Origin of the sequence: Leclercia adecarboxylata, assembly GCF_023639785.1 — a bacterium.
Lineage (GTDB): Bacteria > Pseudomonadota > Gammaproteobacteria > Enterobacterales > Enterobacteriaceae > Enterobacter > Enterobacter adecarboxylatus_D.
Window position 1 is genome coordinate 3,789,111 of the sequence record NZ_CP098325.1, and the last position, 23,842, is coordinate 3,812,952.

The following is a 23,842-nucleotide window of genomic DNA, read 5'->3' on the forward strand; positions in this document are numbered from 1 at the left end:
AAATAACATGTCAAATAAGGAAGCCGGCTATGCATTATCACCGTATCCCCCATAGCGCTCTTGAGATAAGCCAACTGGGGTTGGGCACGATGACATTTGGTGAACAAAATAGCGAAGCCGATGCCCATGCACAACTCGATTACGCCGTCAGCCAGGGCATTAACCTGATTGACGTGGCAGAGATGTACCCGGTCCCCCCGCGTCCGGAAACCCAGGGATTAACCGAAACCTACGTCGGCAACTGGCTGGCAAAACGCGGTAACCGCGAAAAGCTGGTTGTGGCCTCCAAGGTGAGCGGGCCCTCCCGCAATAACGACAGCGGCATTCGCCCGAATCAGGTCCTCGATCGTAAAAACATCCGCGCCGCGCTGGATGCCAGCCTGACGCGTCTGCAGACCGATTACCTCGACCTTTATCAGGTTCACTGGCCGCAGCGCGCGACAAACTGCTTTGGCAAGCTGGGCTACAGCTGGAGCGACAGCGCGCCCGTCGTCACGCTGCTGGAAACCCTGGAAGCATTAACCGAATGCCAGCGCGCGGGCAAAATCCGCTACATCGGCGTCTCTAACGAAACGGCGTTTGGCGTGATGCGCTACCTGCATCTGGCGGACAAGCACGACCTGCCGCGCATCGTCACCATTCAGAACCCGTACAGCCTGCTGAACCGCAGCTATGAGGTGGGTCTGGCGGAAGTAAGCCAGTATGAGGGCGTTGAGCTGCTGGCGTACTCCTGCCTCGGGTTTGGCACCCTGACCGGTAAGTATCTTAACGGTGCAAAACCGGCGGGCGCGCGTAATACCCTGTTCAGCCGCTTCACCCGATACAGCGGTGAGCAGACGCAGAAAGCAGTGGCGGCGTATGTGGATATCGCAAAACGTCACGGGCTCGATCCGGCTCAGATGGCGCTGTCGTTTGTACGCCGCCAGCCGTTTGTTGCCAGCACCCTGCTGGGCGCGACCACCATGGAGCAGCTGAAAACCAACGTTGAAAGCTTCCACCTTGAGTTAAGCGAAGAGGTGTTAGCGGAGATTGAAGCGGTGCATCAGGTGTATACCTACCCGGCCCCCTAGTAAAAGCAAAAAGGCAACGACAGTTGCCTTTTTTGGTGTTTGCACCCTCTCCCTGTGGGAGAGGGTCGGGGTGAGGGCATCAGGCCGCACCGTTTTTAAATCGCTCAGGCACCGCCTGATTGCCCGGCGGCGCTTCGCTTGAACGGGCCTACAAGGACAAAGGCGGGGTGTTGCAGGCCGGGTAAAGCGTAGCCGCCACCCGGCACTGCATCACCGCCGACGCTGCCACATCCACAGCGCCGCAATCGCCAGCGCGAACAGGCCGCCGAACCCGACGCCAATGCCCACCACCGGCACACCCACTTTTACCGCCAGCGAGTAAAGCCCGAGCATCAGCAGCATGGCGGCATTTTCGCCGAGGTTTTGCACCGCAATGGCGTTCCCTGCCCCGACGGTCTGCTTCCCGCGCTCCTGCAGCAATGCATTCAGCGGTACCACAAAGAAGCCCCCGCAGATCCCCATCAGGAACAGCAGCGCATAGGCCGGCAACAGCGCATGTTGCAGGGCGAAAATCAGCACCACCACGCCAATCAGGATCCCGGCGGGCATGCAGCGGGCAACGGTTTGCAGCGTCACCAGTTTTGCCGCCGCTCCCGCGCCCAACACGATCCCCACCGCCACCATGGCGTTGAGATAGGTTGGCGTGGCGTTATCGGTGATGCCCAGCGCCGTGGGGACCCACAGCACCAGCAGGAAGCGCAGCGTCACCCCCGCCCCCCAGAACATGCTGGTCCCCAGCAGCGAGAAGCGGGTTTCGCCGTTGTGCCACAGCACACGGCAGGCGTTGAAGAAGCTGGCTGTCATTGGCGTAAAGCGCCAGGACTGCCCCGGACGCGCCGCTGGCAGTTTCGGGATAAACAGGTTGGCGATCACCGCCCCGGCATACACCACGGCGCAGACGCCCAGCGCCGCCAGCACGTGCCAGTCGGCCAGCACGCCGCCCGCCATCGAGCCCAGCAGGATCGCCGCAATGGTTGAGGCCTCCATCAGCCCGTTAGCTTTAACCAGCTTATCCCCTGTAGTGAGTTCCCCGAGGATGCCGTACTTGGCCGGGGAGTAGGAGGCTGCCCCGATCCCCACCAGCGTATAGCCAATGAACGGATTGACGCCAAAGCAGATACTGGCCGCCCCCAGCAGTTTCAGGCTGTTGGCAAACATCATCACCCGCCCTTTGGCGAAGCTATCCGCCACCTGACCGACAAAGGGGGCAAAAATGATGTAAGCGCCCACAAACACCATCTGCAGGATCGGCTGGCTCCAGTCCGGGTAAAACTGCGATTTCAGCAGCGCCAGAGTGGCAAACAGCAACGCGTTATCACCAAAGGCAGAAAGGAACTGGGCGGCGATCACCGCCATCATCCCTCTCGACCAGATGGAGGTGTTAGTGGGTACTGACTCACTCATTATGCGGCTCCGCCTGTTCAACCATACCTTTGAGGGTGACAAAATCCGGCTTACCGCTGCCCAACACCGGAAGTTGTTTGAGATAACGAATATCGCGCGGCACGGCCAGCTCAGGAATGCCCTGTTCACGGGCATGCTGCAGAAGCTCCTCGCGTTTCAGCTCGCTGTCGGTGGTAAAGAGCACCAGCGCCTCACCTTTGCTGGCATCGGCTTTCACCGCGGTGGCGTGCATTTTTTCCGGAGATACGGCCAGCGCCAGCTGTTCGACCATCTCCAGCGACACCATTTCACCGGCGATTTTGGCGAAGCGCTTCGCGCGTCCCTGGATCTGCACGTAGCCCTGTTCATCGAAGCGCACGATATCGCCGGTGTCGTACCAGCCGGTTTCCACTTCGCCGTGGATGTTTTCCGCCGTCGGCGCTTCCAGCACGCCCGGGTTTTCTACCCGCAGGTAGCCGTTCATGATGTTCGGCCCTTTGAGTTGCAGGCGCCCGCCCTCTTCAATACCCGGTACGGCCAGCAGACGGGCGTCCATCCCCGGCAGAATGCGCCCGACGGTGCCGGGTTTTGCCGCCATCGGCACGTTAATGGAGACCACCGGCGCACACTCGGTCACGCCGTAGCCCTCCAGAATGCGCAGGCCAAACTTGTCCTGCCACAGCTGGCGGGTGCTCTCCTGCAGTTTTTCCGCCCCGGCCACCACGTAGCGCACGCGGTGGAAATCATACGGATTGGCAAAGCGGGCATAGTTGCCAAGGAAGGTCGAGGTGCCGAAGATCACCGTGCAGTTGCGGTCGTAGGTCAGCTCCGGCACCACGCGATAGTGCAGCGGGCTCGGGTAGAGGAATACTTCGGCACCGGTCAGCAGCGGCGTGAACAGCCCCACCGTCAGACCAAAAGAGTGGAACAGCGGCAGCGCTGACATAAAGCGATCTCGCGCGGTGAAATCGGCGATGGTTTTAATCTGCTCGACGTTAGCCAGCAGGCTTTTATGACTGTGAACCACCCCTTTCGGGTTGCCCTCGGAGCCGGAGGTAAACAGGATCACGGCGGCATCTTCCGGCTGCTGCTTCACCTGCGCCAGGTGCGGTGCCAGCAGGTGGGCAAAAATCCACAGCTTGTCACCGGCTGTCACTTCCGCCTTAAGATCTTCGAGGAATACCCAGCGCACCTGAGTGAGCTGCTCCGGCAGATGCCAGAGTTTGCCTTTATCGAGGAAGGTGCGGGAGGTGAACACCGTCTTGATCTGCGCGGCGGTGATGGCGCTACTCAACCCTTTCACCCCTGCGGTGTAGTTGAGCATCGCCGGAATACGTCCGCGGGAGACAGCGCCAAAGATGACCGCCGCACTGATCCCGGCATTCGGCAGCATCAGTCCGATCTTCTCCCCCTGTTGGCTGTATTTCTCAAGGATACGGCCAACAAACAGGGTTTTGGTCAGCAGCTTGTGATAGCTGTCAGGGGCAAAGTTAATGTCGTCGATGCACGGTTTTTTCGCGCCATAACGGTACATTGCCGACAGCAGCGATTCATACAGTGTTTCGCGCGGACGCACCGCCATCCGGGCTTCCATCATGATCTGATGGAGCATTTCGCCGGCGATTTTACGCCGGTCGCGGGCGCGAGGCGCGTCGGGCATCGGCAAGGTGGTTGGCGGCAGCAGATGCAGGGTGATGCGCGGGAACAGACGCTGTTTCACCAGCCCTTTCAGCCGGCTGAAAAAGGTGAGCTCCGCGCCTTCAATGCGCAGCGGCACTACCGTCGCCCCGGATTTCGCCGCCACAAAGCCAGCACCGTCATAAATTTTCATCAGCGAGCCGGTGATGGAGATACGTCCTTCCGGGAAGATCACCACCGGACGCCCCTGCCCAATCAGACGCACCAGATGTTTGATCATCATCGGTTTGGTAGGGTCGAGCGGGACAAAATCAATCAGCTTCGACAGCCAGCGCATGTACCACTGCTGGCTGACGGAGGTGTAGACCCCAAACACCGGGCGCACGGGTAAAAACAGCGCCAGCAGAATGCCGTCGATAAAGGAGACGTGGTTAGGGGTAATAAGAACGCGCTCAGCGTGCAATGGCTGGGTGTCGCCAGTCAGACGGACGCGAAAAAGGATACGAAAAAGCGTGCGGAAAAACCCAAATAGCATCTCAACTCCCTTTGCCTTTCAATTAGCCGGGTTGCGGTAAATTGTGGCAGATTACACGAGAAGTGCGGCAGGAGCGACAGCCGGATAGAGACAAAAAAAAACCTGCGCATCTGCGCAGGTTGGTGCAAGAGATGAGTACGCAGTACGTACTAAGAATTCTCACCAATCAATACCTCTGGGATCTTGATTGTGGCCCCGGGCCCTCCACTTCACCAGCGTTAAAAAGCAAGCGAATGAGCCGAAGTGCAACCAGGTGTGAATTTATATCGAGGGCTGTTACATATTGAACAACAAGCAAAAAAAACCTGCGTATGAACGCAGGCTGGTGTAAAGCGTGTCAGTTAACCGGGCGGTTAACTTCACCTATCAATACCTCTGGGATCTCAAATGTAGCAACGCCGCCTTAACATCTGCCAGCAGACAATCGCAACAGCCTGAGGCAAAGTGTAACCAAAGATTCAAATTCACCCGCTTCTGTCACGCTTCGCTGTGTAACGATTACACAGTTTTCGGCAACCTTTCTCACCTTTGTGAATTGCCTCACCGCCCTGCGCTTGAATACGCCTCACTTTTCCGCAACACTATTTGGTGTGTAAACGCTTACCCCAATAAGAAGGTAGAGAATGGCGACTATTAAGGATGTGGCCCGAATGGCGGGTGTTTCCGTCGCCACGGTTTCACGCGTCATCAACAATTCCCCTAAAGCCAGTGAAAACTCCCGCCAGGCCGTGCTGGCCGCCATGGAATCCCTGAACTACCACCCCAACGCCAATGCCCGCGCGCTGGCTCAGCAGTCCACCGATACTGTCGGACTGGTGGTGGGCGATGTCTCCGATCCCTTTTTCGGCGCGATGGTCAAAGCCGTCGAGCAGGTGGCCTACCAGACCGGTAACTTCCTGCTGATCGGCAACGGCTACCACAATGAACAGAAAGAGCGTCAGGCGATTGAGCAGCTGATCCGTCATCGCTGCGCGGCGCTGGTGGTGCATGCCAAAAAGCTGCCGGATGAGGAGCTGGTGCATCTGATGAAGCAGATCCCGGGCATGGTGATTGTGAACCGTATTATTCCCGGCTACGAGCAGCGCTGCGTGGCGCTGGACGATCGCTATGGCGCCTGGCTTGCCACCCGCCACCTGATCCAGCAGGGGCATACCCGCATCGGCTATCTCTGCTCTGACCATCCTATTTCCGATGCCGAAGACCGGCTGCAGGGCTACTACGATGCGCTGCGCGAAAACGACATTCCCTGCAACGATCGTCTGGTCACTTACGGTGAACCCGACGAGCGCGGCGGTGAGCAGGCGATGACCGAGCTGCTGGGACGCGGGCGTAACTTTACGGCGATTGCCTGTTATAACGACTCAATGGCCGCCGGGGCAATGGGGGTGCTGAACGATAACGGGATTGACGTGCCGGGGGATATTTCGCTGATCGGCTTCGATGACATTCTGATCTCGCGCTACGTGCGACCGCGCCTGACCACGGTGCGCTACCCTATCGTCACCATGGCGACGCAGGCGGCAGAGCTGGCGCTATCCCTGGCGGATAAACGCCAGCCGCCGGAGATCACCCACCTCTTCAGCCCGACGCTGGTACGCCGTCACTCCGTTGTACCGCCGGCAGAGTCTGCCAGCGAATAGCGGTAGAGATGCACGGTTTTGTCCGGGTATTCCAGACCGTCGCCGAGGTAGTGCCAGCCGTAGCGCTCATAAAAATCGCGGCAGGCAGACCAGAGATGCAGCTCGCGATACCCGAGCCCCGCGGCATGGTTCTGCACGTGCTGCTGTAATTTCCCCGCCAGCCCTTGCCCGCGCGCGGCTTCGTCAACGTACAGCGCCGCCAGCCAGGGGTGAAGATCCTGGCGGGTGATCAGGTCGCAGCGCCATAATCCCACCGTGCCGAGCAGGCGCTCGCCCTCGGTGGCAATAAAGGTGAGCGGCAGCGCGCCAGGGGTCTGGCTGTGGTTCACGATGCTTGCGAAAAACGGGCGCGGCACGCCCTCGCCAAAGGCCTGCCACAGCCAGTCGGTCACCTGCTCCGCGTGCTGCGGGGCAGCGTACAGCGGTTGGATATTCACACCGGCTTCCCCTGGAAAATAGGGACCGAATCAAAAAGATAGCCGTCAAAGTCCGGGGCATCCTCGTCGGAGAGCTCCAGCAGGCTCTTTTTGACATTTTCCAGATGCTGGAACATCGCCTGCCAGGCCCCCATTACGTCGCGACGGCGCAGGGCGGCGAGAATGGTCTGACGGTCGCCCAGCCACTTCAGGCGATACGCCCGGCTGGCAATGTGGGCATTAAACTGCTGCCAGAGCGGGCTGCTGTCCATGTTGTGCCAGACGCTTTCGACGGTCGCCAGCAGCATCTGATTCTGCGTGGCGCCCGCCAGCACCAGATGAAACATCTTGCTGTTGTCCTGGCTGTTGTCGTTGGCGGCGATGGCCCGCTGCTCCTGCTCGATGATGCGGCGCAGATTGTCGATGTCCGCCCGGGTCGCCATTTTGGCAGCAAAGGCGGCGATGTTGCTTTCCAGCAGCTGGCGCGCCTGCAGGATCTCGAACGGGCCGACGTCGCTTTTTAACAGACGCTCTTCCTCGTTCTCATGCTCTTCGGGAATGCGCATCACATAGACCCCGGAACCCTGACGAATATCCACGGTACCCTGCAACTCCAGCATCAGCAGCGCCTCACGCACGATGGTGCGGCTGACGCCGTAGGTCTCTGCGATATTCCGCTCCGGCGGCAGACGTGAGCCCACGGGATAGTGCCCCTGGATGATCTGGGCGCGTAAATCCTCGCCAATCTCCTGGTACTGCTTCTTTTCCGCCGGGACGACAGCCTTATCCACGTTATCACCTGTACTGTGAGTTAATGCGCGGGCCGGGCATCCTCCCGGCCAGTTTGTGCACTATGTTACCAGAAGCGTCGCGATCTTCGTCTACTTCCATTCATCGTCGAGGGTCAGGGTCAGCACGCGCTCATCGCGCAGTTGCCGGAACCAGCTGGCCGATTTTTTGGCGCGTCGGGCGCGGTTGTCCGCCAGATCGATCTCAATCAGACCGTAACGGTTTTTAAAGGCGTTCATCGGCGAGACGTTATCGGTGAAGGCCCACAGCATGTAGCCGTGGCAGTTGGCCCCCTCCTCCCGCGCCAGCAGGGTGTAATAGAGGTGTTCGCTGATGAAATTGATGCGGTAGTTATCCTCGATTATCCCGTCGCTGTTGCGGAACTGGCCTTCATTTTCGACCCCCATTCCGCTTTCGGCAACGAACCAGTCGATGTTGCGATAGTCGTTTTTGATGCGCATCGCCATGTCGTAAATAATGCGCGGGGCGATCTCCCATCCGCGGGAGGTGTTCATCCGCCGCCCGGGGAGTTCGAACGGCTCGTAGTAGTACGCCGGATGGAATGGCGTGTCGGGATGCCAGGCCCGGGACGGCGCCTTCACCCGGTGCGGGTAATAGAGGTTAATCCCCAGTTCGTCGACGGTGTTATTGGCAATCAGGGCCAGCTCGTCGTCGCTGTACTCCCACTGCACCTGATGTTTTTCCAGCAGGGCAAAGAGTTCCTGCGGATAGCGCCCGTGCACCAGCGGATCGAGGAACACCCGGTTGTAGAAGAGATCGTAGATCTCCGCAGCCCTGACGTCGTGGGCGGCGCGGGAGCGGGGATACGTCACTTCCGGGTTGAGAATGCAGCCCACCGTGCCGCGATAGCCCTTCTCGCGGAACAGTTTTACTACCTTCGCGGTGGCCAGCACTTTGTGGTGGTTCCACTGCATCCAGGTGTGGGTGTTCTGCTCATAGGGCCAGCGCAGGGCATCAAGGTAGACCCGGGTCTGCACCACAATCGGCTCATTGAAGGTAAACCAGCGCGTCACCACATGGTGATAGCGGGCGAAGACCTTTTCGGCGTAGCGGGTGAAAAGCTCCACCACGTGCTTCGATGCCCAGCCGCCGTAGGTTTCCAGCAACGTGCCCGGCAGCTCGTAGTGTTCAAGGCAGATCATCGGCTCAATGCCCTGACGGTGCATCTCGGCGAACAGGGCGTCGTAATACGCGGCGTACTCCTCATCCACCGTCGCGTTTTCATAGTCGGTAAGAAAACGCGACCAGTTGATGGAGGTGCGGTAGTGTGTCAGCCCGGCCTGCTTCATCAGCGCGACGTCTTCACGGAAACGGTTGATGAAATCGGTGGCCACCGCCGGACCGTAGCCGTTATGCCACACCTGACGATCGTTTTTGTACCAGAGGTCGATCCAGGAGTCCTGTCCGGCTTTCTTGCCGCTCCAGCCCTCGGTTTGCCAGGCGGAGGCCGCGGCCCCGAGGATAAAGTCCCCGGGGATAGTCATCTGTTTAATGCTCATGCGTTATTCGTCGCCTCCTGGTTTGCGGCCTGCATCGCGGCCTGTTCTGCACGGCGTGACGCGATCTTCACAAACGGCAGATAGATAAGAACGGCAGTAATGATGCAGATACCCTGGGTGACTACCGCCCCCATCGAACCGGCGGTTGAGAGCCAGGCGTTGATCAGCGGCGGGGTTGTCCAGGGCACCATCACCACGGCTTTACCGGCGAAACCGGTGACGGTGGCGAAATAGCCGATGGAGCCTGTCACCAGCGGGGTGATGATGAATGGGATGGCCAGAATCGGGTTGAGCATGATTGGCATACCGAAGATCACCGGCTCGTTGATGTTGAAGATCCCGGGGCCGATAGAGAGCTTGGCGATCTCCTTCATCTCTTTGCGTTTGGTGCCGATCATCACGGCGATCAACAGGCCGATGGTTAAGCCCGAACCGCCGATGCTCATATAAACATCCCAGAACGGCATGGTGATGATGTTCGGGATCTCTTTGCCCTGCTCAAAGGCGCTCATATTGACGGTGATCGCCCCCAGCAGCAGCGGCTCGCGGATCGGTTTGATCATCTGGTTGCCGTGGATACCAATCACCCAGAACAGCTGGGCGACAAACATCAGCAGCAGAATGCCGGGCAGGCTTTGCACCACGCGCTCCAGCGGCTGCTGCACCACCTGGTATACCGCATCGTAGAGGTACATGCCGGTGACCTGATGGAACACAAAGCCGAAGGTGGCGATGGTGGTGGTGGTGATGATCGCCGGGATCAGCGCCGAAAACGAGGCCGAAACGTTCGGCGGCACGGTGTCCGGCATCCTGATTTTCAGTCCCGGACGCCCCTCCAGCCAGCAGTAAATTTCCACCGACAGGATGGCGATAAACATGCCCAGGAACAGGCTGCGGGTGTCGGAGAACTGGCGCAGGAGCACATCTTTGACCATGTGCATTTCGCCATCGACCATCATCTCCACGGTAGTGGGCGTCACGCAGATAAAGCAGATCACCGCCAACAGCCCGGGGAACAGCGACTTGATGCCGTTGATCCGTCCAAGCTCAATACCAATCAGGAACACGGCCCCGATATTGAGGAAGTTGAGCGTGGCGTAGTTCAGGGCGCTGGTGATGGGCTTCAGCGTGGCAAGAAACGAGAGCGACTGGAAACTGGCTAAGCCGTTTTTCGGATCCAGCACCATGTTGGAGATCAGCACCGAAAATGCGCCAACAATAATGACCGGCATTAAGGTGATGAAGGCGGACTTTATCGCCATGATATAGCGATAACTGTTGAACTTCGTGGCGAAACTGCCCAGAGAGTTGATCAGTTTTTCCTGTAATGCCATAGGGTAATACCTCAGTAAAAGGGCCTTTATTGGGATAAGGTGTTCAGCCGGCTTCTATTGGCATACCAAAAATAGCTTCTGGTGAAGATTTGTTCTGTGATTAAGCTCCCAACGCGGTAAGAGGTATCCCGGAGTGTGAATAATCGCCACTTTGGTATGCCACTTTCCGCAACTCACTGACCTGTTACCAGAAAGCGTGATCCTGGTGGGGGTTTTCCCCCTCCCGCCCGGCTTATGCCCCTGAACGTCTGTGATAAACTTGCGAGCATAACGTGGAAGCAGGAATATCGAATGGCAACAATGCTGGATGTCTCACTGCGCGCGGGCGTGTCGAAAGCCACGGTGTCGCGCGTACTGAACGGCACAGGTCAGGTAAAAGAGAGCACCCGTCAGCAGGTCTTTAACGCGATGGAAGAGCTGGGCTATCGTCCTAACTTCCTGGCGCGGTCGCTGGCGAACCGGACCAGCAACAGCATTGGTCTGGTGGTCTCGACCTTTGACGGTTTTTACTTTGGCCGCCTGCTGCAGCAGGCCTCCCGGCAGACCGAAACGCACGGGAAGCAGCTGATCGTTACCGACGGTCACGACACCCCGGAGCGGGAAGAGGAAGCGGTACAGATGCTGGCGGATCGCCAGTGCGATGCCATCGTGCTCTACACCCGCTACATGAGCGAAAAAGCGATCATGTCGCTCATCAACAGCGTGAAGATGCCGCTTATCGTCATCAACCGTGACGTCAGCCAGGCGCGGGAGCGCTGCGTCTTCTTCGAGCAGCAGGAGGCGGCCTTCAACGCGGTGGAGTATCTGATAAGCCAGGGGCACCGGGAGATCGCCTGTATGACCGTGCCGATCCACACCCCTACCGGCAAGGCGCGACTGATGGGCTATCGTCAGGCGCTGGAAAAGCACGGCATTCCCTGGGATGAGAACCGGGTGAAGTATGGTGATTCGGGGATGACGCGCGGGTACGAGCTGTGCCAGGAGCTGCTGAACGAGAAGGTGCCGTTCAGCGCCCTGTTTGCCTGTAACGACGATATGGCGCTGGGCTCGTCGAAAGCGCTGCACCAGGCCGGGCTGCGCATTCCCGAGGATATTTCGTTGTTCGGCTTCGATGACGCGCCCTGCGCGAAGTGGCTGGAACCGGCGCTCTCTACCGTCTACCTGCCCATCGACAACATGATCACTACCGCTATCGATCAGGCCATCCGGCTGGTGAAAAACGAGCCGATTGAAGCGATCCCGCCCTTTACCGGCACTCTGGTATTACGCGATTCGGTGGCGACGGGACCCTGGTTCGATCAGAAGAGTTCGAGGGCGAGCAGTTCCTGAATGGTCTGACGGCGGCGGATCAGACGTGCCGCGCCGTTATCAAACAGCACTTCCGGCAGCAGCGGACGGCTGTTGTAGTTGGATGACATGGACGCACCGTACGCGCCGGTATCGTGCAGCACCAGGTAATCTCCCGGCACGACCGGCGGCAGCGCGCGGGTTTCCACTTTCCCGCCTTCCTGCTGGGTAAACACATCCCCGGATTCGCACAGCGGGCCGGCGACGACCGTTTCCACTAATTCAGCCTGCGATAAATCCCGTCCGTCAGCGGCCAGCGCCGAAATGTGGTGATAGCTGCCGTACATCGCCGGGCGCATCAGATCGTTGAAGCCTGCGTCGATCAGCACGAAGTGACGGCTACCCATCGCCTTCACGCTACGCACCTGCGACACCAGCACGCCCGACTCGGCGACCAGGAAGCGGCCCGGTTCGATCTCCAGCTTCACCGCATGACCCAGGTGGGCAGCAATTTTGTCGCGGGCGCCATTCCACAGGCCGTAGTAGTGATCGGTATCGATCGCCTCTTCGCCTTCACGATACGGAATGGACAGCCCACCACCGGCGGAGATCGCCTCCAGATCCTGACCAAACTCGACCACCTGGCGTACCATCGCGCCGCACACCTGCTCAAGATGACCGTAGTCCACCCCGGAGCCAATGTGCATGTGAATGCCTACCAGCTTCAGGTTATAGCGCTGCAGCACTTCCAGCGCGGCAGGCAGATCGCTGTACCAGATACCGTGTTTGCTGTTTTCGCCGCCGGTGTTGGTCTTCTGGCTGTGGCCGTGTCCAAAGCCCGGGTTGACGCGCAGCCAGACGCGGTGGCCCGGTGATACCTGGCCCAGCTGTTCCAGCATGTCCACGGAACCGGCGTTGACCGGGATCTGCAGCTCATGCACCCGGGCCAGGGTGGCGCTGTCGATCAGGTCAGCGGTAAAGACAATCGCATCGCTGTCGGCCTTTGGATCGTAGCCTGCCGCCAGCGCACGCTCGATTTCACCCAGCGATACGGAGTCAACCTTCACGCCCTGCTCGCGCATCAGACGCAAAATATGGATGTTGGAGCAGGCTTTCTGGGCAAAACGCACCACGTCAAACTGATGCAGGGCCGCAATCTTGTCGCGAATAATCTGCGCGTCGTAAACCCAGACAGGGCAGCCAAATTCCGCAGGCAGGCGCAGCAGGTTGTCGGCATTCAGATCGGTATCGGTGTTGTTCAGCGGGCGTGGCATGGTGCTCTCCGGGAATGCAATTTTTACTGATTACGCCACAGCACGAAGAGAATAAAAAATATCGTTTTATCGCCAGTCTATGCAAAAATGATATGGATTACCTTATCTCAGGTCGCCGCCATGCCCGCTGTGAATTTACGCCATATTGAAATTTTCCACGCCGTGATGACGGCCGGGAATCTGACCGAAGCCGCGCGTCTGCTGCACACCTCCCAGCCGACGGTGAGCCGCGAGCTGGCGCGCTTCGAGAAGGTCATCGGCCTGACGCTCTTTGAACGCAGCCGCGGGCGTCTGCACCCGACGGTGCAGGGGCTGCGTCTGTTCGAGGAGGTGCAGCGCTCCTGGTACGGGCTGGACCGCATCGTCAGCGCCGCCGACAGCCTGCGCGAGTTTCGCCAGGGCGAGCTCTCTGTCGTCTGCCTGCCCGTCTTTTCCCAGTCCTTTTTGCCTGCCCTGTTGCAGCCGTTTCTCGCCCGTTACCCGGACGTGAATCTCACCATCGTGCCGCAGGAATCCCCTCTGCTGGAAGAGTGGCTTTCGGCCCAGCGCCACGATCTCGGCCTGACCGAAACCCTTGCCACCCCGGCGGGCACCGCCCGCCATGAGCTGCTGTCATTAGATGAGGTGTGCGTCCTGCCCGCCGGGCATCCGCTTGCGGAAAAAGCGGTGCTGACCCCGGCGGATTTTCAGGGCGAGAACTACATCAGCCTGTCGCGCACCGACAGTTACCGGCAGCTGCTGGATCAGCTTTTTGCCGAACATCAGGTGAAACGGCGGATGGTGGTGGAGACGCACAGCGCGGCCTCTATCTGCGCCATGGTGCGCGCGGGGGTAGGCATTTCGGTGGTCAATCCGCTGACGGCGCTGGATTATGCCGACAGCGGGATTATTATTCGCCGCTTCAGTATTTCGGTGCCCTTTACGGTGAGCCTGATCCGCCCCCTGCACCGCCCGGCCTCGGCCCTGGTGGACGCCTTTAGCGCCCATCTGCAACAGGAGCTGACGACCCTCACCGGCCCGCTGGAGCAGTTACTGGCCTCGCCCGTTACGAAAGCATAAATTCCACCGCATCGGCGGCGTGGATTGCGGCGGTATCAAATACCGGGATCGGGCTTTTATCCGCCGGAACCAGCAGGCCAATCTCGGTGCAGCCGAAGATCACCCCCTGCGCCCCCCGATCGGCCAGTTTCTGGATCACCTCAAGATAGTAACGGCGTGACGCCTCGCTGAAGATGCCGAGACAGAGCTCGTCGAAGATAATCTGGTTGATGCGCGCCCGGTCCGCCTCGTCCGGGATCAGGCTCTCAATGCCGTACTGCGCCGTCAGCCGCCCGCGATAGAAATCCTGCTCCATGGTGTAGCGCGTGCCGAGCAGCGCCACGCGGTTCATGCCCGCCGCCGTAATGGCCCGGCCCGTGGCATCGGCGATATGCAGGAACGGCAGCGAACAGCGGGTTTCAATTTGCGCCGCGACTTTGTGCATGGTGTTGGTACAGAGCAAAATGGCCTGGGCCCCTGCCCCCTGCAGGCCCAGCGCCGCCGTCGCGAGGATCTCCCCGGCCTTCTCCCAGTCGCCGCTGGACTGGCAGGCTTCGATCTCGTGGAAATCGACGCTGTGCAGCAACAGGCTCGCCGAATGTAACCCCCCGAGGCGCTGTTTTACCCCTTCGTTGATCAGACGATAATAAGGAATAGTGGATTCCCAGCTCATTCCCCCCAACAGGCCAATCGTTTTCATGGTGCTCTCCTTTCCGGTTTCATCCAGTGAAGCAAACTTGTGATCGAGTTTCCAGTTCTCTGGTTCGACATTTCTTTTTAGCCCTCTCTGGGATAAATTAAATGAAACGATGTTTCACTATATAACAGGACATGAGCATGTTTATTTTCCACAAAGAGACGCAGCTTGAAGATCTGGGTAACGGCGTGACGCGACGTATTCTGGCGCACGACGGCAAAATGATGGCGGTAGAGGTCAATTTTGAACAGGGCGCCGTTGGCCCCATGCATAACCATCCGCATGAGCAGCTGACCTATGTTTTGTCCGGTGAGTTCGAATTTACCATCGGTGAAGAGAAACATGTCGTCACCGCCGGGGATACGCTTTATAAGCAGCCGCATATTATGCACGGCTGTGTTTGCCTGAAACCGGGCACCCTGCTGGATACCTTTACGCCGGTGCGGGAAGACTTCCTCAAATAAATGAAAAAGGCGATGCTCCGGCATCGCCTTTTTTCTGCTTAAGCGCAATTGCGCTTTATCTCCGCCGCTAATCATTCAACAAGTTAATTATATCCTCGCTACCTTAATTCCAATGTTACAGTTTTGCTACAAATATTAGTAGTTTGTTTCTACTGCCAAAAATTTCCAGAATACGTCAGCAAAGTCTTCTGTTTAGCCGGTCCTTACTCGCCTGCCATTGCGCGCATACCGATAAAAATGCCACCCATCTCACCTTATTGAAACGCTGTTTCGACCTTGATCACATTTCCACTATTTATCGAATGACGTGGATTTTAATCGCAATAAAATAAATTAAAACGACGTTTTACAATTTGAAAACGATGGTTCATTAGTTTTAAAAAATTGAAACACCGGGTCGCTCCAGGCGTAAAGATTCCGTTTTAAACCCTTAATTACCAGGTAGGTATGTATGAATGAAAACAAGATGTTGGGGCTGGCGTGGATATCACCCTACATAATTGGGTTGATACTTTTCACCGCCTTCCCCTTTGTCTCATCGTTCTTCCTCAGTTTTACTGAGTACGATTTGATGAGCCCGCCGGTATTTAACGGCATCGAAAACTATCGCTACATGTTTACGGAAGATACCCTCTTCTGGAAATCCATGGGCGTGACCTTTGCCTACGTATTTTTAACTATCCCCTTAAAGCTGGCCTTTGCGCTGGGTATTGCGTTTGTTCTGAACTTTAAATTGCGCGGCATCGGCTTCTTCCGTACCGCTTATTATATTCCGTCCATCCTCGGCAGCTCCGTTGCTATTGCCGTTCTGTGGCGTGCGCTGTTCGCCATTGATGGCCTGCTTAACAGCTTTATTGGCGTGTTTGGTTTTGACGCCGTGAACTGGCTTGGGGAACCCTCTCTGGCGCTGATGTCCGTAACCCTGTTGCGCGTATGGCAGTTCGGCTCTGCGATGGTTATTTTCCTTGCGGCCCTGCAGAACGTGCCGCAGTCGCAGTACGAAGCCGCCATGATTGACGGTGCTTCTAAATGGCAGATGTTCATGAAAGTAACCGTGCCGCTGATCACGCCGGTTATCTTCTTCAACTTCATCATGCAGACCACTCAGGCGTTCCAGGAGTTTACCGGTCCGTATGTAATTACCGGCGGTGGACCAACCTACTCCACCTACCTGTTCTCACTGTACATCTACGACACCGCATTCAAGTACTTTGACATGGGTTACGGCGCGGCGCTGGCCTGGATCCTGTTCCTGGTGGTCGCTGTCTTTGCCGCTATCGCCTTTAAGTCTTCGAAATACTGGGTCTTCTACTCCGCCGATAAGGGAGGCAAAAATGGCTGATATTCAACAACTCTCCACGGCGAGAAGCATCGCAGAGCGTGAAGTGGCGCGTACCCAGCGTCGTGAAAAAATTAGCGCCAGCATTCGCTATGTGATCCTGCTGTTTGTTGGCCTGCTGATGCTCTACCCGCTGGTGTGGATGTTCTCGGCGTCGTTCAAACCGAACCACGAGATCTTCACCACCCTGAGCCTGTGGCCGGCACACGCCACCTGGGACGGCTTTGTCAACGGCTGGAAAACCGGGACCGAGTACAACTTCGGCCATTACATGCTGAACACCTTTAAGTATGTGATCCCGAAAGTGATCCTGACCATTATCTCCTCCACCATCGTGGCGTACGGCTTTGCCCGCTTCGAGATCCCGTGGAAGAAGTTCTGGTTCGCGACGCTGATTACCACCATGTTGCTGCCAAGCACCGTACTGCTGATCCCGCAGTACCTGATGTTCCGTGAAATGGGCATGCTGAACAGCTATATGCCGCTGTACCTGCCGCTGGCCTTCGCCACGCAAGGGTTCTTCGTCTTCATGCTGATCCAGTTCCTGCGCGGCGTACCGCGTGACATGGAAGAGGCGGCGCAGATTGACGGCTGTAACTCCATTCAGGTGCTGTGGTACGTGGTGGTGCCCATCCTGAAGCCAGCCATCATCTCCGTGGCGCTGTTCCAGTTCATGTGGTCAATGAACGACTTTATCGGGCCGCTGATTTATGTCTACAGCGTGGATAAATACCCGATTGCACTGGCTCTGAAAATGTCCATCGACGTTACCGAAGGTGCGCCGTGGAACGAAATTCTGGCAATGGCGAGCATCTCCATTCTGCCATCCATCATTGTCTTCTTCCTGGCACAGCGCTACTTCGTACAGGGCGTAACCAGCAGCGGAATTAAAGGTTAAGAGGGAAATATCATGGCTGAAGTTATTTTCAACAAACTGGAAAAGGTTTACTCCAACGGCTTCAAAGCGGTACATGCTATCGACCTGAAAATCGCTGAAGGTGAATTTATGGTCATCGTCGGCCCGTCCGGCTGCGCCAAGTCCACCACCCTGCGTATGCTGGCCGGTCTGGAGACCATCAGCGGCGGCGAAGTGCGCATCGGCGAAAAGATCGTGAACAACCTCGCGCCAAAAGAGCGCGGGATTGCGATGGTGTTCCAGAACTATGCGCTCTATCCGCACATGACCGTGCGGGAAAACCTGGCCTTCGGCCTGAAGCTGAGCAAGCTGCCAAAAGCGCAGATTGAGAGCCAGGTGAACGAAGCGGCAAAAATCCTTGAGCTGGAAGAGCTGCTGGACCGTCTGCCGCGCCAGCTCTCCGGTGGCCAGGCCCAGCGTGTGGCCGTAGGCCGTGCGATCGTGAAAAAGCCAGACGTGTTCCTCTTTGACGAACCGCTGTCCAACCTCGACGCCAAACTGCGTGCGTCGATGCGTATCCGTATCTCTGACCTGCACAAGCAGCTCAAAGCCTCGGGCAAGCCGGCGACCACCGTCTACGTCACGCACGATCAGACCGAAGCGATGACCATGGGCGACCGCATCTGCGTGATGAAGCTCGGCCACATCATGCAGGTCGATACCCCGGACAACCTCTACCACAAACCGAAAAACATGTTCGTGGCGGGCTTTATCGGCTCACCGGAGATGAACATTCGCGCCAGCAAACTGGTGCTGGAGGAGGGTCAACTGGCACTGACTATCGGCAACCAGACCCTGCCGTTAAGCGCTGAGCTGAAAGAGAAAGTCGCCAGCTACGCCAACCAGGACATTTTCTACGGCATTCGCCCTGACTTTGTCTCTGTCTCCGACGCGCCCTTTGCCGAAGGTTGCTGCACCGGCGAGATGGTCCGCGCTGAAAACATGGGGCATGAATTCTTCGTGTACCTGAAAGTTGGCGAATATGAACTGACAGCCCGAATCCCTTCCGATGAAGCTAAACCCCTGATCAACAAGGGTCTTCACCGTAAGGTTTACTTTAAGTTCGATATGAATAAGTGTCATATTTTTGACGCAAAAACTGAACAGAACATCTCTCTTTAATGGAGTTATAAAAATGAAAAAAGTGCTTTTAAGCGCCGTTATCTCCGCTACCTTTGGAATGAGTGCCCTACCCACTTTTGCTGCGGACAGCACCGATTTACGTATGTCCTGGTGGGGCGGCAACGGCCGTCACCAGGTCACCCTGAAAGCGCTGGAAGAGTTCCACAAACAGAACCCGGATATTAACGTTAAAGCGGAATACACCGGCTGGGATGGTCACCTGTCGCGTCTGACCACGCAGATTGCGGGCGGCACCGAGCCGGACGTGATGCAGACCAACTGGAACTGGCTGCCGATCTTCTCCAAAAATGGCGACGGCTTCTACGACCTGAACAAAATGAAGGATGTGATCGACCTGTCTCAGTTCGATCCAAAAGAGCTGCAGTCCACCACGGTAAACGGCAAGCTGAACGGTATTCCAATCTCCGTTACCGCGCGCGTCTTCTACTTCAACGATGAAACCTGGAAAAAAGCGGGCGTTGAATACCCGAAAACCTGGGATGATTTGATGGCGGCGGGTAAAACCTTCGAGAGCAAACTGGGCAAACAGTACTACCCGGTGATTCTGGAGCACCAGGATACCCTGGCGCTGCTGAATTCCTACATGATCCAGAAGTACAACATCCCGGCGGTTGACGAGAAGACGAAGAAATTCTCCTACACGAAAGAGCAGTGGGTTGAGTTCTTCCAGACCTACAAAAAGCTGATCGACAGCCACGTTATGCCGGACACCAAGTACTACGCGTCGTTCGGTAAGAGCAACATGTATGAGATGAAGCCGTGGATCGAGGGTGAATGGGGCGGCACCTATATGTGGAACTCCACCATCAAAAAATATTCCGACAACCTGAAGCCGCCAGCGAAACTGGAGCTGGGCAGCTACCCAATGCTGCCGGGTGCAACGGATGCCGGTCTGTTCTTTAAACCAGCCCAGATGCTCTCTATCGGTAAATCGACCAAAAATCCGGAAGCTGCAGCGAAAGTCATCAACTTCCTGCTGAACAGCAAAGAAGGCGTTGAGACTCTGGGTCTGGAGCGTGGCGTTCCACTGAGCAAAGTGGCAGTGAAATACCTGACCGAAGACGGCACCATCAAAGAGGACGATCCGGCGGTTGCGGGCCTGCGTCTGGCGCAGTCTCTGCCAGCCAAACTCTCCGTATCGCCATACTTTGACGACCCGCAGATCGTGGCCCAGTTCGGTACTTCTCTGCAGTACATCGACTATGGCCAGAAAACCGTTGAAGAGACTGCGGCTGACTTCCAGCGTCAGGCTGAACGTATCCTGAAACGCGCAATGCGCTAATTCCCTTACGTTATCAATACCCTACCGCGCCTGCGGTGGGGTATTTTTTTATCCGAAGGAACATACTATGAAAGGAAAAATCATTCCCCTGAGTTTCCGAACCCGTCAGGACAGTGAAACCGGACACGAGGTGATCCGCCTGACGCCGCCGCACATCATCTGCCACCGCAACTACTTCTATCAGAAATGTTTCACCCGCGACGGCAGCAGGCTGATCTTTGGCGGCGCCTTCGAAGGCCACTGGAACTACTACCTGCTGGATATCGCCCGGCAACAGGCGACCCAGCTCACCGACGGCGCCGGGGATAACACCTTTGGCGGCTTCCTCTCCGCAGACGATCGTTCCCTGTGGTATGTGAAAAACAGCCGGGAGCTCAGGCGCGTCGATCTTGAGAGTCTGGAAGAGTATGTAGTGTATGAGGTGGATGACGAGTGGGTCGCCTACGGCACCTGGGTGGCGAACGCTGACTGCACGAAGCTGGTGGGCATTGAAATTAAAAAAAGCGACTGGCAGCCGCTCACCGACTGGAGCAAGTTCCGCGCGTTTTACTTCACTAACCCGGAATGCCGCCTGATCAATATCGACCTGCAAACCGGCGATCGCCGGGTGATTTTGCAGGAAAAACGCTGGCTCGGACACCCGATTTACCGTCCGTTCGACGACAACACCGTGGCGTTTTGTCACGAAGGCCCGCGCGATGCCATCGACGCCCGGATGTGGCTGATTAACGAGGACGGCAGCAATCTGCGCAAGGTGCGCCAGCATGCCGAAGGCGAGAGTTTTACCCACGAATTCTGGGTGCCGGACGGCTCGGCGCTCTGTTACGTGGCCCACAAGGAGAACGATCCTAAGCGCTATCTGTTCAGCGCCGATCCCGCCACGCTGGAAAATCGCCAGCTGATGGCGATCCCGCCCTGCTCCCATCTGATGAGCAACCAGGACGGGTCGCTGATCGTGGGCGACGGCGCGCCGCACAACACCGGCGATATCAGCCTGAACGATCCCTTTATCTGGGTGTTCGATATTCAAAGAGGGACGCAGACGGCTATCTGCCAGCACAACACCAGCTGGAAAGTGCTCGACGGCGACCGTCAGGTGACCCATCCGCATCCGTCGTTTTCCCCGGACAATAAGTGGGTGCTGTATACGTCAGATGAAGAAGGTATGCCGGCGCTCTATCTGGCGCAGGTATGAAAAAAGCCGGGTGGCGGCTTCGCCTTACCCGGCCTACAAAATCTCACCTCGTCCTCTTCCACAGGGCTGAGAAATCCCCGGTAATTCTCTTTCCTTTAAAGCAATGAAATTACTACATGATTATAAAGGGCTTACAGCGGCTTCCTGGTCCGTCTGACAGATAAGTACAGAACGTAAGGTGAACGGAACCACCACCTCTGTCGCATGTTCCCCCTCACCCCAACCCTCTCCCTCAGGGAGAGGGGGCCGACCGTGCCACTTTTTTGTGGGATTCCGCCCCCCCACAGGGAGAGGGAGAAAACCGCAGGCCCGGCAAGCGAAGCGCCGCCGGGCAATACACTACACCCCAATATTGCGTAACTTTTCCCCTGCCATCAGCTTGCGTTCGATGTGCTCCAGGGTGACGCCTTTCGTTTCCGGGATCATCCAGAAGGTGATGCCGATAAAGACCACGTTCAGTACCGTATACAGCCAGAAGGTTCCCGCTGCGCCGATGGCGTCCAGCAAGGTCAGAAAGGTGGCGCCAATGATCATATTTGACACCCAGTTAGTGGTGGTGGAACAGGTGATCCCGAAGTCGCGGCATTTGAGAGGCTGAATTTCAGAGCACAGGATCCACACCACTGGCGCGGCGCTCATCGCGTAACCGGCAATGCACATCATCGTCATGCCCACGGAGAGCCAGGACAAGCTGCTGGACGCAGTACCGTTATCAAACTGCATCAGGCAATAGCCGAGGATCAGCGTCCCCAGCGCCATCACGCTAAAACCAATTTTGAGAGCCGGCTTACGGCCCGCTTTATCTACGGTAAAGACCGCAATAAAGGTAGCGAACATAAAGGTCAGCCCCACCACCAGGGTGGCGATCATCTGCTGTTCGGTGGTGGTGAATCCGGCCATTTTGAAGATACGCGGGGCGTAATACATGATGATATTCATGCCGGTAAACTGCTGCATCGCCTGCAACAGCATACCGAGAAATACCGCGCGACGAACGTTGCGGTTGATTTTGAATAACGACCAACCGCCCTGCTTAAGCTTGAGGCTTTCGCGAATCTCGTTCAGCTCTTCACGCGCTTTTTCAGAGGTATCGCGCAGCATGCGCAGCACCTCTTCCGCCTCGACGTGACGCCCTTTTTGCGCCAGCCAGCGTGGGCTATTGGGTAAAAAAATCACCAGTACAATCAGCAAGATCGCCGGTAATGCCAGAACCCCCAGCATCGCGCGCCAGTTGCCGCTGTAGCTGAAATACGTGTCAGAGAGAAAGGCCAACACGATACCGAGCGTCACCATCAGCTGGTACATGCTGATCATCTTGCCGCGCACGTTCTCGCTCGCCATCTCCGAGAGATAAAGCGGTGCGGTGTAGGAGGCGATCCCCACCGCCACCCCCAGCAGCACGCGAGAAAGGAGTAACGCCTCAACGCCCGTGGCAAACGCGGAGCCCAGCGAGCCGGCCACGAACAGAATCGCGCCCACCATCAGGCTGTATTTTCGGCCAAGGCGGAAGGAGAGCCAGCCGTTGAACAGGGCCCCCACTGCCGCGCCCAGCATCATGCTGCTGACCACCCACTCCTGCAGACGGTTGCTGAGCGTAAAGTGATCGGTGATAAAGGGGAGCGCACCGGCAATGACGCCGATATCCAGCCCAAACAGTAAACCGGCCACCGCCGCGGAAACAGACACAAACAGGTTCATCCTGCGGGTATCGCGCAGGGCACGGGGCATAAAGGTTGAGTCATTTATAGATGTCATATTTTCCTGCCAGAACAGCGTAAGACGTTAAATGAAATTACGAGATACCCTGAAAAAGTGTCAGGTCGTATAACGTGAAAATATGGATTTATTGGCTGGCAGGGGTCGATCTGTGATGGACATTACAATTTAAAACAAGGATGAATATTCCACACTTTTTATTAATCAAATGATTTATAACAAATAAATATGTGATACGCGTCATTTTTGCAAAACAACCATGGATTTTTCTCTTTTATCCATATGGACAATGGCTAATCCAGGTCAAAAAAAACCTCCGCCCGGGGGCAGAGGTCTTTTGACAGCGGCGGGAATTAACGCGCCAGCCAGCCGCCGTCAACCGCTACGGTGTAGCCGTTGATGTAGTCAGATGCGCTGGACGCCAGGAACACTACCGGCCCCATCAGATCGCTTGGCAGACCCCAGCGCCCCGCAGGGATACGCTCAAGGATTGCCGCACTACGCTCTTCGTCAGCGCGCAGCTGCTGGGTGTTGTTAGTCGCCATGTAGCCCGGCGCAATGGCGTTCACGTTGATATTGTGCTGCGCCCACTCGTTCGCCAGCAGACGGGTTACGCCCATTACGCCGCTTTTGGATGCGGTATAAGAAGGAACACGGATGCCGCCCTGGAAGGAGAGCATGGAAGCGATGTTGATGATTTTGCCGCCGTTGCCCTGGGCGATGAAGTGCTTCGCCGCCGCCTGAGACATGAAGAACACGCTCTTGATGTTCAGGTTCATGACGTCATCCCAGTCCTGCTCGCTGAAGTTGATCGCGTCTTCACGACGGATCAGACCGGCGTTGTTCACCAGAATGTCGATTTTACCGAATTCAGCCACCGCACGATCCAGCAGCTCAGGGATCGCGTCGATTTTACGCAGGTCAGCGGTCAGGCTCAGGAAACGACGGCCCAGCGCGGTCACACGCTCAATGGTCTCCTGCGGCTCAACGATGTTGATACCCACGATGTCGCAGCCCGCTTCCGCCAGACCTACCGCCATGCCCTGGCCGAGACCCGTGTCGCAACCGGTCACAACCGCCACTTTACCTTGCAGAGAAAATGCATCCAGAATCATTTTTAATCCTTATCTTTCAGCGCCTGAACGAACAGGCAAGTTTATGCTTAA

20 protein-coding genes are annotated in these 23,842 nt (G+C 57.1%); 10 read left to right on the plus strand and 10 right to left on the minus strand.

Going from position 1 to position 23,842, the window contains the following annotated elements:
- The first annotated feature begins 29 nt into the window (after nucleotides 1-29).
- The gene (locus NB069_RS17835; protein ID WP_250585711.1) at nucleotides 30-1,070 is read left to right on the plus strand and encodes an NADP(H)-dependent aldo-keto reductase; all 1,041 of its coding nucleotides are present in this window, start codon (nucleotides 30-32) and stop codon (nucleotides 1,068-1,070) included.
- Nucleotides 1,071-1,280: 210 nt separating this feature from the next.
- Here NB069_RS17835 and lplT read toward each other — a convergent pair whose 3' ends face one another.
- Both lplT and aas read right to left on the minus strand, forming a co-directional pair.
- Nucleotides 1,281-2,474 carry a lysophospholipid transporter LplT gene (lplT, locus tag NB069_RS17840; RefSeq protein ID WP_250585713.1) on the minus strand — a complete coding sequence of 398 codons (1,194 nt, stop codon included), beginning with the start codon at nucleotides 2,472-2,474 and terminating at the stop codon, nucleotides 1,281-1,283.
- Nucleotides 2,467-4,626, minus strand: a complete 2,160-nt coding sequence (aas, locus tag NB069_RS17845; protein ID WP_250585715.1) for a bifunctional acyl-ACP--phospholipid O-acyltransferase/long-chain-fatty-acid--ACP ligase — start codon at nucleotides 4,624-4,626, stop codon at nucleotides 2,467-2,469. Before aas ends, lplT begins: the two co-directional genes overlap by 8 nt.
- 623 nt (nucleotides 4,627-5,249) lie before the next feature.
- Between aas and galR the strand changes: the two genes are divergently transcribed.
- Complete coding sequence (gene galR, locus NB069_RS17850; protein WP_250585717.1) at nucleotides 5,250-6,266, plus strand: HTH-type transcriptional regulator GalR; 1,017 nt, start codon at nucleotides 5,250-5,252, stop codon at nucleotides 6,264-6,266.
- Here the strand turns inward: galR and NB069_RS17855 are convergent.
- From NB069_RS17855 to NB069_RS17870, 4 genes are all read right to left on the minus strand, one after another.
- Entirely contained in the window at nucleotides 6,227-6,703 is a 477-nt protein-coding gene (locus tag NB069_RS17855; protein ID WP_250585719.1) for a GNAT family N-acetyltransferase, read from the minus strand. The two genes, galR and NB069_RS17855, sit on opposite strands and share 40 nt — an antisense overlap.
- Nucleotides 6,700-7,473 carry a GntR family transcriptional regulator gene (locus tag NB069_RS17860; protein WP_250585721.1) on the minus strand — a complete coding sequence of 258 codons (774 nt, stop codon included), beginning with the start codon at nucleotides 7,471-7,473 and terminating at the stop codon, nucleotides 6,700-6,702. Before NB069_RS17860 ends, NB069_RS17855 begins: the two co-directional genes overlap by 4 nt.
- A 90-nt stretch (nucleotides 7,474-7,563) precedes the next feature.
- Complete coding sequence (locus NB069_RS17865) at nucleotides 7,564-8,991, minus strand: glycoside hydrolase family 1 protein (protein ID WP_250585723.1); 1,428 nt, start codon at nucleotides 8,989-8,991, stop codon at nucleotides 7,564-7,566.
- Nucleotides 8,988-10,325, minus strand: a complete 1,338-nt coding sequence (locus tag NB069_RS17870; RefSeq protein ID WP_250585725.1) for a PTS sugar transporter subunit IIC — start codon at nucleotides 10,323-10,325, stop codon at nucleotides 8,988-8,990. Before NB069_RS17870 ends, NB069_RS17865 begins: the two co-directional genes overlap by 4 nt.
- 291 nt (nucleotides 10,326-10,616) lie before the next feature.
- On the opposite strand from NB069_RS17870, the gene NB069_RS17875 reads away from it, so the two are divergent.
- Nucleotides 10,617-11,654: a LacI family DNA-binding transcriptional regulator gene (locus tag NB069_RS17875; protein WP_250585726.1), complete on the plus strand. Its 1,038-nt coding sequence runs from the start codon at nucleotides 10,617-10,619 to the stop codon at nucleotides 11,652-11,654.
- Here the strand turns inward: NB069_RS17875 and lysA are convergent.
- The gene (gene lysA / locus NB069_RS17880; protein ID WP_250585728.1) at nucleotides 11,624-12,886 is read right to left on the minus strand and encodes a diaminopimelate decarboxylase; all 1,263 of its coding nucleotides are present in this window, start codon (nucleotides 12,884-12,886) and stop codon (nucleotides 11,624-11,626) included. The two genes, NB069_RS17875 and lysA, sit on opposite strands and share 31 nt — an antisense overlap.
- Before the next feature lie 120 nt (nucleotides 12,887-13,006).
- On the opposite strand from lysA, the gene NB069_RS17885 reads away from it, so the two are divergent.
- On the plus strand, nucleotides 13,007-13,945 hold the full coding sequence (locus NB069_RS17885; RefSeq protein WP_250585730.1) for a LysR family transcriptional regulator: 939 nt from the start codon (nucleotides 13,007-13,009) through the stop codon (nucleotides 13,943-13,945).
- On the opposite strand, the gene NB069_RS17890 is transcribed toward NB069_RS17885, so the two are convergent.
- Complete coding sequence (locus tag NB069_RS17890) at nucleotides 13,932-14,624, minus strand: aspartate/glutamate racemase (protein WP_250585732.1); 693 nt, start codon at nucleotides 14,622-14,624, stop codon at nucleotides 13,932-13,934. The genes NB069_RS17885 and NB069_RS17890 overlap by 14 nt on opposite strands.
- A 137-nt stretch (nucleotides 14,625-14,761) precedes the next feature.
- Between NB069_RS17890 and NB069_RS17895 the strand changes: the two genes are divergently transcribed.
- From NB069_RS17895 to NB069_RS17920, 6 genes are all read left to right on the plus strand, one after another.
- Nucleotides 14,762-15,085 (plus strand): cupin domain-containing protein, encoded by a 324-nt coding sequence (locus NB069_RS17895; protein WP_039029883.1) that lies wholly within the window; start codon nucleotides 14,762-14,764, stop codon nucleotides 15,083-15,085.
- A gap of 451 nt (nucleotides 15,086-15,536) precedes the next feature.
- The gene (locus tag NB069_RS17900; protein ID WP_039029882.1) at nucleotides 15,537-16,427 is read left to right on the plus strand and encodes a carbohydrate ABC transporter permease; all 891 of its coding nucleotides are present in this window, start codon (nucleotides 15,537-15,539) and stop codon (nucleotides 16,425-16,427) included.
- The gene (locus tag NB069_RS17905) at nucleotides 16,420-17,322 is read left to right on the plus strand and encodes a carbohydrate ABC transporter permease (RefSeq protein WP_250585734.1); all 903 of its coding nucleotides are present in this window, start codon (nucleotides 16,420-16,422) and stop codon (nucleotides 17,320-17,322) included. The genes NB069_RS17900 and NB069_RS17905 overlap by 8 nt, the downstream gene beginning before the upstream one ends.
- 12 nt (nucleotides 17,323-17,334) lie before the next feature.
- Entirely contained in the window at nucleotides 17,335-18,462 is a 1,128-nt protein-coding gene (locus tag NB069_RS17910) for an ABC transporter ATP-binding protein (protein WP_250585736.1), read from the plus strand.
- A gap of 13 nt (nucleotides 18,463-18,475) precedes the next feature.
- Entirely contained in the window at nucleotides 18,476-19,765 is a 1,290-nt protein-coding gene (locus NB069_RS17915; RefSeq protein WP_250585737.1) for an ABC transporter substrate-binding protein, read from the plus strand.
- Nucleotides 19,766-19,832: 67 nt separating this feature from the next.
- Nucleotides 19,833-20,960, plus strand: coding sequence for an oligogalacturonate lyase family protein (locus tag NB069_RS17920; RefSeq protein WP_250585739.1), 1,128 nt, complete (start codon nucleotides 19,833-19,835; stop codon nucleotides 20,958-20,960).
- A gap of 339 nt (nucleotides 20,961-21,299) precedes the next feature.
- Here NB069_RS17920 and araE read toward each other — a convergent pair whose 3' ends face one another.
- Both araE and kduD read right to left on the minus strand, forming a co-directional pair.
- Nucleotides 21,300-22,715, minus strand: a complete 1,416-nt coding sequence (gene araE, locus NB069_RS17925) for an arabinose-proton symporter AraE (RefSeq protein WP_250585741.1) — start codon at nucleotides 22,713-22,715, stop codon at nucleotides 21,300-21,302.
- Nucleotides 22,716-23,029: 314 nt separating this feature from the next.
- Nucleotides 23,030-23,791 (minus strand): 2-dehydro-3-deoxy-D-gluconate 5-dehydrogenase KduD, encoded by a 762-nt coding sequence (kduD, locus tag NB069_RS17930; protein WP_032613810.1) that lies wholly within the window; start codon nucleotides 23,789-23,791, stop codon nucleotides 23,030-23,032.
- Nucleotides 23,792-23,842: the final 51 nt, after the last annotated feature.